14 protein-coding genes are annotated in these 13,203 nt (G+C 51.9%); 5 read left to right on the top strand and 9 right to left on the bottom strand.

What is annotated here, in order from left to right; translation table 11 throughout:
• Position 1: 1 nt before the first annotated feature.
• From MKX51_RS06475 to MKX51_RS06515, 9 genes are all read right to left on the bottom strand, one after another.
• On the bottom strand, positions 2–481 hold the full coding sequence (locus MKX51_RS06475; RefSeq protein ID WP_340991655.1) for a hypothetical protein: 480 nt from the start codon (positions 479–481) through the stop codon (positions 2–4).
• Positions 432–779: a hypothetical protein gene (locus tag MKX51_RS06480; protein WP_340991657.1), complete on the bottom strand. Its 348-nt coding sequence runs from the start codon at positions 777–779 to the stop codon at positions 432–434. Before MKX51_RS06480 ends, MKX51_RS06475 begins: the two co-directional genes overlap by 50 nt.
• 10 nt (positions 780–789) lie before the next feature.
• Positions 790–1,719 carry a phosphotransferase enzyme family protein gene (locus tag MKX51_RS06485; protein ID WP_340991658.1) on the bottom strand — a complete coding sequence of 310 codons (930 nt, stop codon included), beginning with the start codon at positions 1,717–1,719 and terminating at the stop codon, positions 790–792.
• Between the two features lie 23 nt (positions 1,720–1,742).
• A complete protein-coding gene (locus tag MKX51_RS06490; protein ID WP_340991660.1) occupies positions 1,743–2,195 on the bottom strand; it encodes a GNAT family N-acetyltransferase in 453 nt (150 codons plus the stop codon).
• A gap of 87 nt (positions 2,196–2,282) precedes the next feature.
• The gene (locus tag MKX51_RS06495; RefSeq protein ID WP_340991661.1) at positions 2,283–2,738 is read right to left on the bottom strand and encodes a DinB family protein; all 456 of its coding nucleotides are present in this window, start codon (positions 2,736–2,738) and stop codon (positions 2,283–2,285) included.
• Positions 2,739–2,797: 59 nt separating this feature from the next.
• Complete coding sequence (locus MKX51_RS06500) at positions 2,798–3,376, bottom strand: hypothetical protein (protein WP_340991662.1); 579 nt, start codon at positions 3,374–3,376, stop codon at positions 2,798–2,800.
• A gap of 4 nt (positions 3,377–3,380) precedes the next feature.
• Positions 3,381–3,905 carry a GrpB family protein gene (locus MKX51_RS06505; RefSeq protein ID WP_340991663.1) on the bottom strand — a complete coding sequence of 175 codons (525 nt, stop codon included), beginning with the start codon at positions 3,903–3,905 and terminating at the stop codon, positions 3,381–3,383.
• Between the two features lie 326 nt (positions 3,906–4,231).
• The gene (locus MKX51_RS06510) at positions 4,232–5,245 is read right to left on the bottom strand and encodes an alpha/beta hydrolase family protein (RefSeq protein WP_340991664.1); all 1,014 of its coding nucleotides are present in this window, start codon (positions 5,243–5,245) and stop codon (positions 4,232–4,234) included.
• Positions 5,246–5,280: 35 nt separating this feature from the next.
• Positions 5,281–6,267 carry an alpha/beta hydrolase gene (locus tag MKX51_RS06515; protein ID WP_340991665.1) on the bottom strand — a complete coding sequence of 329 codons (987 nt, stop codon included), beginning with the start codon at positions 6,265–6,267 and terminating at the stop codon, positions 5,281–5,283.
• A 210-nt stretch (positions 6,268–6,477) separates the two neighbouring features.
• Here MKX51_RS06515 and iolG point away from each other — a divergent pair, with 210 nt between their 5' ends.
• The 5 genes from iolG to MKX51_RS06540 all read left to right on the top strand — a co-directional run bounded on the left by iolG (position 6,478) and on the right by MKX51_RS06540 (position 13,201).
• Positions 6,478–7,527, top strand: coding sequence for an inositol 2-dehydrogenase (gene iolG, locus MKX51_RS06520; RefSeq protein ID WP_340991666.1), 1,050 nt, complete (start codon positions 6,478–6,480; stop codon positions 7,525–7,527).
• Between the two features lie 39 nt (positions 7,528–7,566).
• Positions 7,567–8,406 (top strand): 5-deoxy-glucuronate isomerase, encoded by an 840-nt coding sequence (gene iolB / locus MKX51_RS06525; RefSeq protein ID WP_076076421.1) that lies wholly within the window; start codon positions 7,567–7,569, stop codon positions 8,404–8,406.
• Positions 8,407–8,896: 490 nt separating this feature from the next.
• On the top strand, positions 8,897–9,934 hold the full coding sequence (locus MKX51_RS06530; RefSeq protein ID WP_340991667.1) for a LacI family DNA-binding transcriptional regulator: 1,038 nt from the start codon (positions 8,897–8,899) through the stop codon (positions 9,932–9,934).
• A 747-nt stretch (positions 9,935–10,681) separates the two neighbouring features.
• Positions 10,682–11,692 carry a 5-dehydro-2-deoxygluconokinase gene (gene iolC, locus MKX51_RS06535; RefSeq protein ID WP_340991669.1) on the top strand — a complete coding sequence of 337 codons (1,011 nt, stop codon included), beginning with the start codon at positions 10,682–10,684 and terminating at the stop codon, positions 11,690–11,692.
• A 48-nt stretch (positions 11,693–11,740) separates the two neighbouring features.
• Positions 11,741–13,201 (top strand): CoA-acylating methylmalonate-semialdehyde dehydrogenase, encoded by a 1,461-nt coding sequence (locus tag MKX51_RS06540; RefSeq protein WP_340991671.1) that lies wholly within the window; start codon positions 11,741–11,743, stop codon positions 13,199–13,201.
• Positions 13,202–13,203 lie beyond the last annotated feature (2 nt).

The following is a 13,203-nucleotide window of genomic DNA, read 5'->3' on the forward strand; positions in this document are numbered from 1 at the left end:
GTCAGGTGTGTGAATTGAACAAGCGGCAGCCAGGGACGAATGATTCGTCTGAGGCTGCCGCTTGTCGTATTGTTGGGGGAACGCACAGGGGACGGGGGCTGGCCTGTATGCGCAAACCGAATACATTTGGTGTTGGCGAGAGTGTGCGGCCGAATGTAATCGGAAAACCGATCACAATTGGTGTTGGCGAGAGTGTGCGGCCGAATGTAATCGGAAAACCGATCACAATTGGTGTTGGCGAGAGTGTGTGGCCAAATGTAATCGGAAAACCGATCACAATTGGTGTTGGCGAGAGCGTGTGGCCGAATGTAATCGGAAAACCGATCACAATTGGTGTTGGCGAGAGCGTATGGCCGAATGTAATCGGAAAACCGATCACAATTGGTGTTGGCGAGAGCGTATGGCCAAATGTAATCGGAAAACCGATCACATCAAGTATCCAATCCGTGGTCCTCATCGATACACCAATGGAATTCGTCAACAATGGCCATCACCAACCCGGTTATCGCACGCTCCAATGGCTCATCTATCTTAGTTGCTGGCAGAATGACCTCTACCAGGTTCACCGCTTCAATCCCTTCCAGGGTGTAGTAAGCATAACTGCCATCCGAATTTGCGGAGATTCCCTTTACCCCGATATGTGCTCCATGGAGCGCCTTGGAGAAAGATAGAGGACCGATTTTTTCAAACCTCATCGTACTAATAAAAAATCGCTCCAGTACCTCCGTCCTTACCGTCTTGGCGTAGTCCACAGAATGGAGGCTAATGTAGTCATACACTTCACTCACCTCACGTATGCATATACTCAATCTTGCTTCTGTACAGATTCAGAATCCGCACCTGCTCCTCGCTAAGCTCCTCGAAGTTCCAATACATATGCATCAGGTTGTATTCAAACAGCTCTTTCAGTCTCATAAACAGCGGCAGTTTTCTGGCCATCTCAGCGGAGAGGGGATGCTCTTCCTTATATCCGTCCGTGATTGCCTTGGTAATCGTGCGCTTATAGTCCATGAGGTTTTGTCCGCCCGCGAATGAGTACTCCAGCGCAGAATAGATCGGTACAGCTAAATCGTAGGCATAATAATGTCGCTCACAATCCTGCCAGTCAATCATCGTCAGCGCAGAGTCACTGTCCACCAGGGTATTGTTCAGCCACAGGTCCCCGTGGATTAACCCGTAGTTCGCCTCATCTTTGGGCAGCATTCGGATCTGCTTGAGCACATCCTTCGCAATATCCCGTATGGCCCGCTCTTCAGCAGGAATGTACTTGAGAAAATCATATTCATCGTTATCATACCAATGCGGAATCGGCTGGGCAGCGTCAGACTGCTGATATTCTTTGCTCACCTGATGCATTCTGCCTATTTGCTGTCCGAGGGTTCTGAGGATGGTTTTGTCCCATTTGGCCCGGGGCAGGTGGATTCCGGCTGCCGCCCGGAACAAGACCACGAACTTCTCTTCTTCATCCAGCAGCAGGGTGCCGATAAGCGAATTATGTTCAGTAGGTATAACCTCCGGCACCCGTACGCCCCGATTGAACAGATAGGTTGTCCAGTTCACTTCAGCTAATTGTTCCTCATAGGTCTTATAATTCGTAATTCGGGCGAAAAATGTCTCCTTTCCCGAGTGACAACGGTACATTTCGTTGGTGACCGCCTCCACACTGGAGAGTTGAACCGGATAGGTAGTATTCAGAAATTGCAATATTTGTGCTTGCATAGGTTGGTTAACCTCCATTTGACTTACAGATCCTGAGACAGGCGGATCATATCCACCACCTGCATCCCGTTCTCATAGATTTCTTCACTATAATGTCTGATGAAAAAGTCCCTGTCGATCCCCGTGATTCTGAATCCGCATTTCTGATACAACGCAAGCTGGCCGATACTAGAGTTGCCTGTGCCGATCTCCAGCGTTTTGAATCCGAGATGCTTAGCCTCCTGAATCGCGTGATTCACCAGTTGCTTCCCGATCCCCCGGCCTTGGAACTCCTCATCCACTGCAATATTGACCAGCTCGGCGGTCTCCGGTCTGGTAGGCAGTAACACATAGACTCCGACCACTTGTTGATCCGCCTCAGCAACGAAGCATTGTCCTCTTGCAATATAGTCCTTAACCAGCTTCGGTGCAGGGTCTGCCAATAAAAGCAATCCGGTTGGGGGCGGTTCATCTGTGTGTAACGCTCTAATTTCCATTCTAGCATTCGCTCCTTATTCATTAACAGGCCAGATGCAGCCAGTCCGCGATATGAAAGCTACCCTATTAACATTCGTGAAGTCCTGTTAGAGTCTCACAAAAGTGATGTAATCAACGGGAGCCGGTTCTGCCGATTCCATCCGAAGGGCCCGGTTGATCTGTCCCCGGTGATATTGCCCATGTAAAAGCACCTGCAGCAGGATGTCCCGGACGGAGGTCTGGAACGAGGTTCCATTTTGGCTGCTGTAGCTAATCATCTGATCCAGCGCAGATTCTTCCAGCTTGCCGATATAGCTGCGGTATTGCTCAGCATTCTCTTCGAACAGTTGCCGGATTGCCGTCAGGTCTTCCGCTTCTTCCCATAATGCGTATTGTGTGCTGCGCTTACCCTGCAAGCGCGACAGCCAGACTTGCTCCGCCACCGCCACATGCCGCACCAGCTTCAGCAGCTCCGCGTCCTTCGTGTGACTCGCTTCAAGCGCATCCAAAATCCGTCCGTCCGCCCAGTACAGATGGTCCATCATGCGCACGATTGTCTTCATTGGAGTTCCTCCTTAGAGTTTTTTAGCTTATTTCATCTCATTCAGCCTATACAGACAAGCTATTTAGGTAAGCTCCATGAATGAATTAGGGCCCCGTTCTTTTCCAATTGGCTGTAACGTATAGCATTCCTGTTCTTGAGTTCATCAAATAACTGATAATAGTCCCGTTCCAAGGCTTCCCAATCGCTATAATGTCCATTCCCCGCCGATTCTCCGCTTGGACAGCTGACATTGGTCTCATTGTACAGGATGCCATGGGAAGTTTGCCATTCAGGCAGGATGTCCTTCCATTCTCCAAATACATGCCCCCGCCACTGCTCCCCTAAAGCCGACCGTAACAGATTCTTATTCACAGGATCAACTGCCCTGAACATCTCCAGTCCGGCAGGACCAAGATCCATGAAGAGGTTCCCGCAATTGGAGCACTGGTAAGCGGATTTGAACAGTCTAGTGATTAAGGATCTAATCCTCATAGCAGCTTCTTCCTTATCCCGCGGCGTCGGACCCGATTTCTCAATAGCATCGTCAATCTCATCCATAAGATCATCCTGATCCTGGTCCGCAAGGAAGTATCCTTTATAGGGCAAATAATCCGTATTGTCGTGGATTCGGTGTCCGCATTCACATCTGAAATTCATCGGCTCACCTCGCATCAGAACGCAGGCTTGCGTACCAGGAAAGCGCCTGTTGTTCCATCGAGCTCACAAATGCTTTTTTGGCCGGGCCGTACTGGCTGGTATCCTCGAAGTGATCCGCTAATTCTTGTTTGAACTGACTGTATCTTGCCGCTTCCGCCGGATGGGCTCTTAAAAAATCTCTGAACACGAGATGCCGTTCAATCTGAGGGTTGTCTGCCTGATAACAATGAATATGATGCGTCCTTGCCTCACCGCCTTTTCGGAATAATCTTCTGCCAGGAATTCCCCAATCTCCGGCAACATCATATCCGAGCAGTGTCATCTTATCGTTGTACGAGTCGATTTTGCCTATGTCTTTTACAATACACATCATATCAATGACGGGTTTAGCTTTTAAACCGGGTACTGAGGTGCTGCCAAAATGCTCAAAACGTACAATTTCATCTGTGAAAATAGTAGTTAAAAACTCAGTCTCCTGCTGATAAAGTCTGATCCAGTCTGGATTATAGTCGCTAAGTCTGATCTTCATCAAATGTCCTCCAGGTTAATGGCGTTTGGGTATCATTTCATGCTAATCAATGGGCGTTAGCTTATACTTGGAGATCTCTTTCTTCAAATAATAATGAGTATGGCTGCCGGCATTATGTATCGTTCCGAACACTCCTTACCCTTACTTTAAGTAAAATTCCAATGCCTGAAAGCTTAGGGTATCTAATTTGATGAAATCGCATTTGGAACACTCCTTCAAGCAAGAGTTATGATAGCTTAAGTGTATCATTGAGTACCCGTATTTAGCTGTAAAGAACATTTAAAATTAAGCAATACTGCCCCTGCAACTACGTTTATCAATTCATGCTAAGTTCCTACAGGTTCACCCTCTGCGTTGATGGGAACAACGGTTTCTCCAGACTGTAAAGCGAAATTTCGGCCCGCCTCACCCTTACAAAAGACCGCCTCCATGAATGCGGTTGCAGCTTCTGCGGTAACGGCATGAACGGGAACTGCGTGTTGATCACCGTAATGAAGCGGAATATCCGAAAACGACATGTGCTGAGCCCCTTTTACCCGATAGAAATGGGCATTATTCAGAGAGTTGAAGGCATAGCGCTGCCCATCGATGTAATCGTATGCAATGGTCTCATTCATTGATGCTGCCATCGCCCGGTACGCCGAAGCTTCTTGCCGCAGCAGCAAAACTGGAACAGAAGACTGTACGTCTTCGCGGCGTATGAGGTGAAAACTGGGATCGAGCAGGACAGCCGCCTTGATCCGGTGATCCTGCTTGGCGGCCTCCAGGGAGGCGGCACCTCCGAGCGAATGTCCCAAGACAGCAACCTTATCCAGGTCGAACAGCCCGGCGAGCTCAGCATCATCGGAGCAGTTAAGCGTCTCAAGAATGTCCATAACTGCGTTTATGTATTGAACCCGGTTGAGGAGCAGACGGGACCAACTGGTGTAGTCGCTGCTTGCCAGCTCCGCCATTTCCGGTGCCTGCTTGAGATAGCTGCCGTCTGGAAATACGGTGAACACGGACTCATGCGGGGCGCTAATCGTAATTACCACGTAGTTTTTGGAGACTAACTTGGAAATCACTCCGAGATACATATCGCGTTCAACACCAAATCCAGGGGAGAAGAGGACGACGGGATACCCTCCCTGTTTTGGAGCTATGGCCCCGTTGGTTGTTACACTGGTAATATTTAAGTTGTCCAGATCCACGCCCATCTCTGTCAAAAGCTTAGCTGCCTCAGCCTGGCAAGGTGAGTACAGGTCGATACCCTTCACCGGTTCTCCCCCGATGGCTGGATGAAAAATACTAATAACGAGTCTGGAACTTCCTTCCAGAACTCTTGTGAATCTCCCGATCATGTTAGCTCCCCTTTCTTAATGGATATATATTCCTACTAAATAGACGCCTGCTTGTCTGTTTGGTTGCGATGATTATCTCTTAATAAACTCAGTACTAAATCTACGACAGCTTGCGGATAATATAGTTGAATGGAATGCCAGCTGTCCTCTATCACGATCTGCCGGGTTTTTGCGGTTAACTGGAGGAGCTTCTTCTGCGCTTGTTGCCAATCCTCATTCTGCCTTCCGGCAGATAATACGATGATTGGTAATTCCGGAACTAAAGGCTCTGACTCTATTAATTGGAGGGCACTTTCTATAGTGCAGAGAGATTCCAGATATGCCGCTTTATACGCATTATTTCGATATCCGAGTGTATTCACTGTATGTTGAACTGGTGGAGGCAGCCGTTTGGCACCAATAGGTTGTTTTAATAGACGGGGCAACCCAATAGGGGATAAAAGATAACCCAGTCTTAGCCGTCTCAGGTGCCGCAGCCGTTCTTCATATCTGATTTGATTAAAAGTGGATTCTATGAATCTTTGCTCATGTGTGGAGTCCACAAGAATAATCCCGGAGACCTCTTCAGGATACTTAGAAGCAAACAGCCGCATGATCATTCCACCATAGGAGTGCCCTACAAGAATGTATGGGGGTACTAATTCAAGCTGCGTCAATAATTCCCGCAAATCACGAACATAGCCTTCGCAAGTCGGCTCACTTATAGGTGTAGTGCTCCAACCGAAACCGGCCCGGTCATAGGAGAGGACCTTGGTATGCTTGGCTAATGCGGGCTGAACCAATGACCAATCCAGAGCACAACCGCCCATTCCTGCTTCTAATAAAATCGTCGGAAGATTACTTGTGTTATTGCCATCAACAATCGCATGAAGACGGCGTGTTCCCACTGAGATCATTTCTCCTGGAGCCTTATATTTATGTAGAAGATATTTGGAAAGAGCGGCCTGAATCCATGTGAATGGAAGTCCGATCAGAGAAATAATTACACGAAGCAGGCTTTCGGTAAAATTAATTTTGCTCATGAGACAACACCTCTTTTCCTGTTCTAATTTGCATAATATAGGATTCATTTAATTGTTAAAGAGAAATCTCACGGTATCTATTTCCTATTTTATTTCGGCCTACGCTTATCTGATCTTTTTGAGAAAAGATTTGCTTGAAGCTTTCCCGGGCATGAAGTATACTATTCTCGGGAAGGTTAAGCGCTTACCCTCTGAGGAGGATAAGCGAACATGGTTAAACCGATTGTAGTTGGCATTATCGGAGCGGGAAGAATTGGCCGCCTCCACGCAGACAATCTGCGTGCGATGCCGTCGTTCAAGCTGAAGTCCATAGCTGAAGCTATGATGAGTGAGGAATTGCTGGCCTGGGCAGAGAGCAGGGGGCTTGGCTCTGTTTTTGCTGCGGGTGAAGATATACTGAATGATCCTGAGATTGAAGCGGTGTTCATCTGCACGCCGACTGATTCGCATGCGTCCTGGATTGAGCGGGCTGCGCACGCGGGCAAACATATCTTCTGTGAGAAGCCGATTAGCCTCTCCTCGGAAGAGACCCAGCGGGCTTTGCAGGCGGCAGAGGACGCTGGTGTGCTGCTGCAAGTCGGCTTCAACCGCCGGATGGACCCCAGCTTCCGCAAGCTGAAGCGGCTGGTTCAATCTGGAGAGCTGGGGAATCCGCATATTGTGAAGATTACCTCACGTGACCCGCAGCCTCCCGGTGAGGCTTATGTGCGGTCCTCGGGCGGGATGTTCATGGATATGACGATTCATGATTTCGATATGGCCCGTTATCTGGTAGGCAGTGAAGTGGCTGAGGTCTACACCCGGGGGGCGAACCTGATTGATCCGATGTTCGGCCGTTGCGGGGATGTGGACACTGCCGTCATTACACTGACGTTCGGGAACGGGGCGATCTGCGTGATCGACAACAGCCGGCAGGCCGTATACGGCTATGATCAACGGGTAGAGGTCTTCGGAACGCTGGGTTCGGCGACGGCAGACAACTGCCGCCCGACAACAGTGGAGGTATCCACCGCGGCTTCGGTTACCCGCGATCAGCCGGAGCATTTCTTCCTGGAGCGCTATAACCAGGCATTCACGGAGGAGGTTGCTGCGTTTGCCCGTTCGGTAAGGCTACAGGAGCCGGTGATCTGCAGCGGCCGTGACGGCGAAGCCGCACAGCTCATTGCTGAAGCAGCCAGAGAATCGTATCTGAGCGGACTTCCCGTCAAGCTGTCTGTAACTGCTGCGGAAGCAGGATTTTCTGAACTGCAGGCCTTGTAAGCGGATACAGATTCTGAAGACAGAGGAGGTTGAACGAGGATGTCTGATCTACTGATTAAGGCCGGAGCGCCGGATAAGGATGGCTGTATCGCTGCGGTCAGCCCCGAGAGTGCCGGATGGAAGTATGTCGGGTTCGAGGTGTACCAATTGCAAGCTGGGGCTACCCTGGAGCGTGATAGCGAAGAGAATGAAGTCTGTTTGGTACTGCTGGCGGGCAAAGCAGATATAGAGGTGGATGGCGAGCGGTTCGCCGATATCGGCGGACGCATGTCAGTCTTTGAAGATATGGCTCCTTATGCTGTGTATGTTCCGGCGGGAGCGCATTATGAGGTTACTGCACTGACAGAGCTGGAGCTTGGAGTCTGTCTTGCTCCGGGAAGCGGCAAATATCCGGCACGGCTGATTACCCCGTCAGATGCGGCAATCGAGGATCGCGGCTATGGCAGTATGTCACGCAAGGTTGTTAATATCCTGCCTGAGCAGAGTGTGGCCGAGAGCCTGCTGGTGGTCGAGGTGCGCACGGGCGGCGGCAATTGGTCCAGCTATCCGCCGCACAAGCATGACCAGGATAACCTGCCGGCCGAATCCTATCTGGAGGAGACGTACTATCACCGGGTCAATCCCGCCCACGGCTTCGTGGTGCAGCGGGTCTATAATGATGACCGCAGTCTCGACGAGACTATTGCTGTTCCGGATAAGAGCATTGTGCTTGTGCCGGAGGGCTATCATCCTGTCTCAGCACCGCCGGGATATGATTCGTATTATCTTAACGTGATGGCCGGACCGGTGCGCACATGGGTGTTCCACAATGATCCCGATCATGAGTGGCTGTTCAAGCCGGGACAGAGCGTGCCTGCGGCTGCGTCAGCAGCAGAGTGAATAGAGTCGATTAGGGTAGAAGGTTATCCAGCTTGGCAGACAAGTGAATGGATGATTATGGGGCTTCCGCGCAGCGGGAGCCTTATTTAGTATAGAGGAAATTGTGGATAAGTGGCGCGCAGGCGTGTAGCTCGAATATATGCGGAAAACAGCATACATTTGCTGGCGCGCAGGCGTGTGGCCCGAATGTATGTGAAAAACAGCATATATTTGCTGGTACGCAGGCATGTGGCCCGAATGTATGTGAAAAACAGCATATATTTGCTGGCGCGCAGGCGTGTGGCCCGAATGTATGTGAAAAACAGCATACATTTGCTGGTACGCGCAGGCGTGTGGCCCGAATGTATGCGGAAAACAGCATACATTTGCTTGCGCGTAGGTAATCTCATTCACCTGTAAGGGTTAATTAATAGCTGCGTTGGAGAAGACACACATACCCGATAGATAGACAGCATGGGAGGACTTCCTTATAATCGAAGGATAAGAAGGCATGAACGCAAAGGCGGGCTTAATAACGATGAAACCTACGATCTATGATGTGGCACGGGAAGCAGGCGTCTCTATCGCTACGGTGTCCAAGGTATTGAATAAGAGCGGCCGGATCAGCGACAAGACGCGGGAAAAGGTAGGGCGGGTCATGGAGGAGCTGAACTACCAGCCCAGTCTGGTAGCCTCTGCCCTGACCAGCCGCCGGACGGGAACCATCGGACTGATGATCCCCGATATTGCCAATCCGTTCTTTGCGGAGACGGCCCGCGGCATCGAGGATTACGCCCAGGAGCAGGGCAGCGACTTAATCGTATGCAGTACGGACCGCAGCGATGAGAAGGCGGCCCGGTACATCTCGCTGCTGCTGCGCAAACGGGTCGATGGCCTGATTATTGCCTCACATACGGGGAATCCTGAGCTGATTCGCGGAATGGTGGCTGATCATGTGCCGCTTGTGCTGTTCTCAGCCGATATCCGTATGCTGGAGGGCAACAGCGTCACCGTCGATGATTACAAAGGCGGCTATCAGGCCACGGAATATTTGCTGTCCCTCGGTCACCGCAGGCTGGGAGTGATCTCTGACAATCTGCCGGGGAGCAGGCTGCGGGTGGAGGGATTCCTGGATGCGCTGAAGGCGGCGGGGATTTCTTTTGACAATCCGGCGAATATGATCCACACCTCGGCAACGCTGGAGAACGGGCGTACGGCAGCAGCAGAAATGTTGAACCAGGCACAGAACATACGCCCGACCGCCATCTTTGGCTGCAATGATCTACTGGCGATCGGGGTGCTCAAGGAGGCGCGCAGTGCGGGCCTGTCCATTCCCCGCGACCTGTCCGTAGTCGGCTTCGACAATACGATGCTGGCAGAAATCTGCCATCCCTCGCTGACCAGTATCGCCCAGCCTCTGCGCGAGATGACCGAGCAGGCGATGCTTCTGCTGAATGAATCGATCAGTAACCCCACCAGCCCCAAGCGCAAAATCATGCTGATGCCCGAGCTGGTCATCCGCCATTCGACGGGTCCGGTTCCGCACTAACCACACACTATCTATTCAAGACCTGTTCCGGCTGCGGCTGGGAGCGGGTCTTTTTTGCGTGCTACAGTGGGGCGAAGAGCCAGTGTGTGGGGACGCGGGCCGGATGTATGCGAAAAACCGAACACATTGGGCTAACCCAGTCTCCCCGTTTAGCGGCAGAGTGTGCTAAGTGGATTTACTACAGCTACTGGCGAACGATTGCCCGCCGGAGGAGTAGTAGTTGGAAAAATGGCACTTAAATAATCCCGACATCCACCTTGGCTGCAAAATCAATCACGGTAGTTGCTTTTTTTCCACTTGCTTGCTCCTAAGTGTCAAAAAACGAGGAATTAAGCTACGTTTTCCCACCTGTTTTTCCGGGGGGAAATGTTCCCCTTCAATTCATTCTACCGGCTTGTTGAGATCGCTTTCAAATTGAGGATTGCCAAAAGCGCGCTTCTAAACTATACTAAAGTAGAAAATTAGGTTAAGCGCTTACCCTCCCCCCAGAGATGAAATGAAACATTCTGATCCAAAGGCAACAATCAATCGTTGAAATACTCAACCTACACGCCAAGTTATACGCCAAATGACTCTTACAGCAGCATATCAATCTAACCTTACGTTAATGCGATGTATAGCTTCATTGTACGAATTACAACTTTACTGTGTAATTTACAGCCTCACTGTCCAATTGACGACGATTTACAGCCATTCGTATTACCGAACGAACTACCTTTTCCCTAGCTTGATCAAGGAGGCATCACTATGAACGGTTTACAGTTCGACCCTGACCGGCGGCTGGATGTAGTTGCTGTTGGCCGGTTGTGTATTGATTTGAACGCTAATGAGACCGGGCGGCCGATGGAAGAGACGATGACCTTCACCAAATATGTCGGCGGCTCTCCGGCCAATATTATCATTGGTGCAGCGCGGCTCGGGATGCGTACCGGCTTCATCGGCAAGCTGGCCGACGACCAGATGGGCAGGTTCATCCGCAGCTATCTGCGCAAGGATGGCATTGACGACAGCCAGGTGTGCGTGGACCGGACGGGTGCGGTGACGGGGCTGGCTTTTACCGAAATTAAGAGCCCGCAGGAGTGCAGCATTCTAATGTACCGCGACCATGTGGCCGATCTGCTGCTGAACACGGAGGAGATCTCGGAGGATTACATTGCCAGCTCCAAGGCGCTGCTCATCTCCGGTACGGCGCTGGCGCAGAGCCCCTCGCGTGAAGCAGTGTTCCTGGCACTGGAGTTTGCCCGCAAGCATAATGTGACCGTGTTCTTCGATCTCGATTACCGCCCTTATACCTGGACATCAGCCGCTGAAACGGCGGTCTACTATAACCTCGCAGCCGAGAAAAGCCACTGCATCATCGGCACGCGCGAAGAATTCGACATGATGGAGAATCTGTACAATCTGGCTGGCGCTGATGATCAGGCCACGGCAGCCCGCTGGTTCTCGCATCAGGCAGAGCTGGTGGTCATCAAGCACGGCGGCAGCGGTTCGATCGGCTATACAGCGGATGGGCAGAGCCACCGGAGCGGGATTTTCCCGGCAAAAGTGCTCAAGACGTTCGGCGCAGGCGATTCCTATGCGTCAGCCTTCATCCACAGTCTGATGAGCGGGCACAGTGTCAGTGAGGCGATGCGGCGCGGCAGTGCCTCGGCCTCGATTGTCATCTCCCGCCACAGCTGCTCCGATGCTATGCCAACCCTGGAGGAGCTGGAGGATTTCCTGCGAACGAACGAGGAGGTTCCAGCAGGAGCGCAATAAGTAAGGTTAGTCAGCAGACTTTATATAGAACAGAAGGAGTGGACATAAATGACAGAGCAAACGGCACAAGTATTGAAAAACTATATCGGCGGGCAATGGGTAACAGCCGATACGGCACAGACGGAGCCGGTAGTGAACCCGGCCACAGGTGAGCTGCTGGGCAGAACGCCTCTATCCGGCAGAGCGGATGTAGACCGGGCGGTGGCGGCGGCTAAGGCCGCTTTTGCAGGCTGGTCCGCAACACCGGTGCCGCGCAGAGCACGGATTCTGTTCAAATATCAGCAGCTGCTGGTCGAGAATTGGGAGAAGCTTGCGAAGATCATCACTCTGGAGAACGGAAAAAGCTTCAAAGAAGCCTACGGCGAGGTTCAGCGCGGCATTGAATGCGTAGAATTCGCGGCAGGTGCTCCGACACTGATGATGGGCCGGCAGCTGCCGGATATTGCGACTGGTATCGAATCAGGGATGTACCGTTATCCGATTGGGGTGGTCGGCGGGATTACCCCGTTCAATTTCCCGATGATGGTGCCGTGCTGGATGTTCCCGCTGGCGATTGCCTGCGGCAACACCTTTGTGCTGAAGCCTTCGGAGCGTACACCGCTGCTGGCGGCCCGCCTTGCGGAACTGCTGGAGGAAGCCGGACTGCCTAACGGTGTGCTGAATGTGGTGAACGGCGCGCATGAGGTGGTGAACGGGCTGCTGGAGCACCCGGATGTGAAGGCGATTTCTTTTGTCGGATCGCAGCCGGTGGCGGAATATGTGTACAAAAAAGGAACAGACCACCTGAAGCGTGTCCAGGCGCTGGCCGGAGCGAAGAACCACTCCATCGTGCTGGCGGACGCGAACCTGGAAGCCTCAGCCTCCCAGATTGTGAATGCGGCCTTCGGCTCTGCCGGGGAACGCTGCATGGCCTGCTCAGTGGTAACGGTTCAGGAGGAAGTGGCCGATGAGCTGATCTCCATTCTGCTGCGGGAGTGCAACAGCATGACCATCGGGAATGGGCTGGAGGAGGATACGTTCCTGGGGCCGGTGATCCGTCAAGGCCATAAAGAGCGGACAGTTAGCTACATTGAACAGGGGATCGCCGAAGGCGCGAAGCTGCTCAGGGATGGCCGTGAGGATGCGGCGGTACAGGGAGACGGTTATTTCATCGGACCTACGCTGTTCGACGGGGTGACAGAGGAGATGAAGATCTGGCAGGAGGAGATTTTTGCGCCGGTGCTGTCGGTGATCCGGGTGAAGGATGTAGCCCAGGCGGTGGAGATTGCGAATCGCTCGCGGTTTGCGAACGGAGCTTGTATCTTCACCAATGATGGCGGTAAAGTCCGTTACTTCCGCGAACATATCGAGTCCGGCATGCTGGGAGTCAATGTTGGAGTGCCTGCACCAATGGCCTTCTTCCCGTTCTCGGGCTGGAAGGATTCGTTCTACGGCGATCTTCATGCGAACGGAAGCGACGGGGTGGAATTCTATACGCGCAAAAAAGTCGTCACTGCCCGCTGGCAGTAGAC

The sequence above is a fragment of the Paenibacillus sp. FSL M7-0420 genome (genome assembly GCF_038002345.1).
Lineage (GTDB): Bacteria > Bacillota > Bacilli > Paenibacillales > Paenibacillaceae > Paenibacillus_AQ.

Coding starts and splice junctions, on each gene's coding strand:
- MKX51_RS06485 (WP_340991658.1), bottom strand. CDS start 1,719: ATGCAAGCACAAATATTGCAATTTCTGAATACTACCTATCCGGTTCAA.
- MKX51_RS06490 (WP_340991660.1), bottom strand. CDS start 2,195: ATGGAAATTAGAGCGTTACACACAGATGAACCGCCCCCAACCGGATTG.
- MKX51_RS06495 (WP_340991661.1), bottom strand. CDS start 2,738: ATGAAGACAATCGTGCGCATGATGGACCATCTGTACTGGGCGGACGGA.
- MKX51_RS06500 (WP_340991662.1), bottom strand. CDS start 3,376: ATGAATTTCAGATGTGAATGCGGACACCGAATCCACGACAATACGGAT.
- MKX51_RS06505 (WP_340991663.1), bottom strand. CDS start 3,905: ATGAAGATCAGACTTAGCGACTATAATCCAGACTGGATCAGACTTTAT.
- MKX51_RS06510 (WP_340991664.1), bottom strand. CDS start 5,245: ATGATCGGGAGATTCACAAGAGTTCTGGAAGGAAGTTCCAGACTCGTT.
- MKX51_RS06515 (WP_340991665.1), bottom strand. CDS start 6,267: ATGAGCAAAATTAATTTTACCGAAAGCCTGCTTCGTGTAATTATTTCT.
- iolG (WP_340991666.1), top strand. CDS start 6,478: ATGGTTAAACCGATTGTAGTTGGCATTATCGGAGCGGGAAGAATTGGC.
- iolB (WP_076076421.1), top strand. CDS start 7,567: ATGTCTGATCTACTGATTAAGGCCGGAGCGCCGGATAAGGATGGCTGT.
- MKX51_RS06530 (WP_340991667.1), top strand. CDS start 8,897: ATGAACGCAAAGGCGGGCTTAATAACGATGAAACCTACGATCTATGAT.
- iolC (WP_340991669.1), top strand. CDS start 10,682: ATGAACGGTTTACAGTTCGACCCTGACCGGCGGCTGGATGTAGTTGCT.
- MKX51_RS06540 (WP_340991671.1), top strand. CDS start 11,741: ATGACAGAGCAAACGGCACAAGTATTGAAAAACTATATCGGCGGGCAA.